We start from the raw sequence: 2,859 nt of genomic DNA on the forward strand, positions 1-2,859 counted from the left end.
TCTTGATCAACCATAACAAAGTTTTCTTTTAATGTGTCGACATAGGATGCTGCATTTTTGATAATAATTTCATCAGCACCTAAGAAGCGATGACCACGTGTTACATTACTAGATTTTACAGTAGCAAATTCTACAGGGATTACCTCTTCATCAAGTAATGCTACAAGCCAACGTACAGGACGTACAAATTTAGCATCTAAATTGCCCCAATGCATGGATTTAGGGAAGTTAAGACCTGTAATCAATTGAGGTAACATATCTGTGACGATATCTTTTGCAGGTACGCCTGCAGTTTTAGTTTCAGCATAGATATAGCCATCTTCTACAACGAGATCAGCTACATCAAGGCCTTTACCGCGAGCAAAACCAATAGCAGCTTTAGTGGCATTACCGTCTGCATCGTATGCGATAGATGCGGAAGGACCTTTATGACGTTCACTAATTTCAGCAGATGTGTCAGCAAGACCTTTCACGATAAGAGCCAAACGACGTGGTGTGCCGTATGTTTCGATGCTTTCAAAAGGAAGATGGGCATCATTTAATTTTGTTTCAGCCAAGTGTTTCAATTGACCTAAGATATTTGGCATAAAGCCGGCAGGAATTTCTTCTGCACCGATTTCAAATAATAAATCCTTTGCCATCTTATTTATCTCCTTTCAAAAGTGGGAAACCTAATTCTTCGCGTTTAGCGAGGTATTGTTGTGCACAAATACGAGCTAATGCACGTACGCGGCCGATGAAAGCAGTACGTTCGCTGATGGAAATAGCACCACGGGAATCAAGCAGGTTGAATGTGTGGGAACATTTCAATACATAGTCGTAAGCTGGTAATACATAGCCGGCTGCACAAACGCGTTTTGCTTCTGCTTCGTACATATCAAACAATTTGAAAAGCATATCTGTATCAGCTAATTCAAAGTTGTAAACGGATTGTTCAACTTCGTTAGCATGCCAAACATCGCCGTATGTAACATTTTCATTCCATTTAAGGTCATATACGTTTTCTACGCCTTGAATGTACATAGCCAAACGTTCTAAACCGTATGTAATTTCTACGGAAACTGGTTTACAATCGATGGAACCAACTTGTTGGAAATATGTGAACTGAGTTACTTCCATACCGTCGAGCCATACTTCCCAACCAAGGCCCCAAGCGCCCAATGTTGGAGATTCCCAGTTATCCTCTACGAAGCGGATATCGTGATCTTCAGCGTGAATACCCAATGCAGCCAAAGATTGTAAGTACAATTCTTGGATGTTATCTGGAGATGGTTTTACGATAACTTGGAATTGATGATGTTGGAACAAACGGTTAGGGTTATCACCATAACGACCGTCTGCTGGACGACGAGAAGGCTCTACATAACATACAGCCCATGGTTCAGGACCAATAGCATGTAAGAATGTAGCAGGGTTCATTGTACCTGCACCCTTTTCGATGTCATATGGATTTTGAACGATACAACCTTGATCGCTCCAGAATTTTTGTAGATTTAAAATAATCTCTTGAAATGTCATTGCTGCCTCCACTTTACACAACCGACATAAAATCAACCATTTCGTTACAAACAAAAAAGTCCCTGTAACGAAAAACGTTACAGGGACGAGTATACCCGCGGTTCCACCCTATTTGGCTTGCGCCCTCTTTTTTCTATGTTGGCCTTTACTAACAGATACCTGCGTTCCTGCCAATGCTCTACAGCGCCTTCAACCAAATGTGAGCTTACACCATCCTCACTCGCTAGAGAGGTTTACTACTCTGCTTCATCGCATATATTATACACAATATTGTAGCAATATAGAGGGATGAATGTCAAACTATTCTTTTATACACGTAAAGCTAGTTTCAATACAATAAAAAATATTGAGAAACAAACAAAAGAAGTTAAGTAAAAGTCATTATGTATCTCAGCTCCAGTCATAAAATCATAAGACATTCCATATATAATGGAAGTCAATGAAAATAATGCAAATACATAAAAAAATAATTTTTCCATAATATTCACTTAAATATTTCCCAGAATAAAAAAACTATTCCAATTATACTAAAGCAAACAATTATAATAATAGTCAAAGAATTATTTATATCAAAATATATTTTTGATATCCCTTCCAATGTTCCTTTCTTATAACGATAATAAAATATATATTCACCAGCCAAAATAAGGAGTAATGTGCATAATATATTGATTTTTTCAATACCATTAATATGCTCAAACATGGAATAAAGATTTAATCCTCCCCATATATTACTAAATAAAAAAACAATGATAAATTTTTTGAGATTATTACGTTGATTTTTAATTAACATATAGTTAGATAGTAGTAAACCAATTAATAAAAGTTCCATATCTTTTATTTCTTCCATTCATTTTCAATATCTTTAATTTTATTTTTAATTTCTTCATTAGTAATATTAATAGTTGGTGAAATTGTCTGATTAACTATCAAACCACCAGAAATAGCAAAGAAAACTCCTTGACCAATACTTAAATTGTTAGCATATGGACTCATAACTTGCTTACCTGCATATGCAGTAGCTAATAAATTTGCAGCACTAAGGCTTAATCTTGCTTTTATCGCTTCACTTCCAAAATCACTAACCCCTGCTAAATATTTACCTTCAATACTCTCAAATCGAGAGTTATTATCCAAAAACTTAGGTACAGCTTGGCCAAAAGTAACTGCAGTTCCACCGTATTCAAGACCTTTATAGTCTGTCATATAACTCACAGTATCAGCCATTATACCAATGCCAGTGTCTGGATTATTGATAACCTCCATTACTGACTCTTTTTTTTGTTCTAAACTTTGCTTACGACTAATAGAGTCAGTTTCTGCATTTCGATAAATAACATA

General features: G+C 36.0%; 4 protein-coding genes. All 4 read right to left on the reverse strand.

Features of this window, described 5'->3' with window-relative positions:
• A partial coding sequence (locus Q0F90_RS08600; RefSeq protein ID WP_296004778.1) for a glycine--tRNA ligase subunit beta occupies positions 1 to 641 on the reverse strand: 641 nt, incomplete at its 3' end.
• A gap of 1 nt (position 642) precedes the next feature.
• Complete coding sequence (gene glyQ / locus Q0F90_RS08605) at positions 643 to 1,518, reverse strand: glycine--tRNA ligase subunit alpha (RefSeq protein WP_021148183.1); 876 nt, start codon at positions 1,516 to 1,518, stop codon at positions 643 to 645.
• 484 nt (positions 1,519 to 2,002) lie between these two features.
• Positions 2,003 to 2,368 (reverse strand): hypothetical protein, encoded by a 366-nt coding sequence (locus Q0F90_RS08610; protein ID WP_296004781.1) that lies wholly within the window; start codon positions 2,366 to 2,368, stop codon positions 2,003 to 2,005.
• Positions 2,356 to 2,859 (reverse strand): hypothetical protein (locus Q0F90_RS08615; RefSeq protein ID WP_296004782.1); only part of this gene is annotated, 504 nt, incomplete at its 5' end. The genes Q0F90_RS08615 and Q0F90_RS08610, both read right to left, overlap by 13 nt.

Origin of the sequence: uncultured Veillonella sp. (genome assembly GCF_934190855.1) — a bacterium.
Lineage (GTDB): Bacteria > Bacillota > Negativicutes > Veillonellales > Veillonellaceae > Veillonella.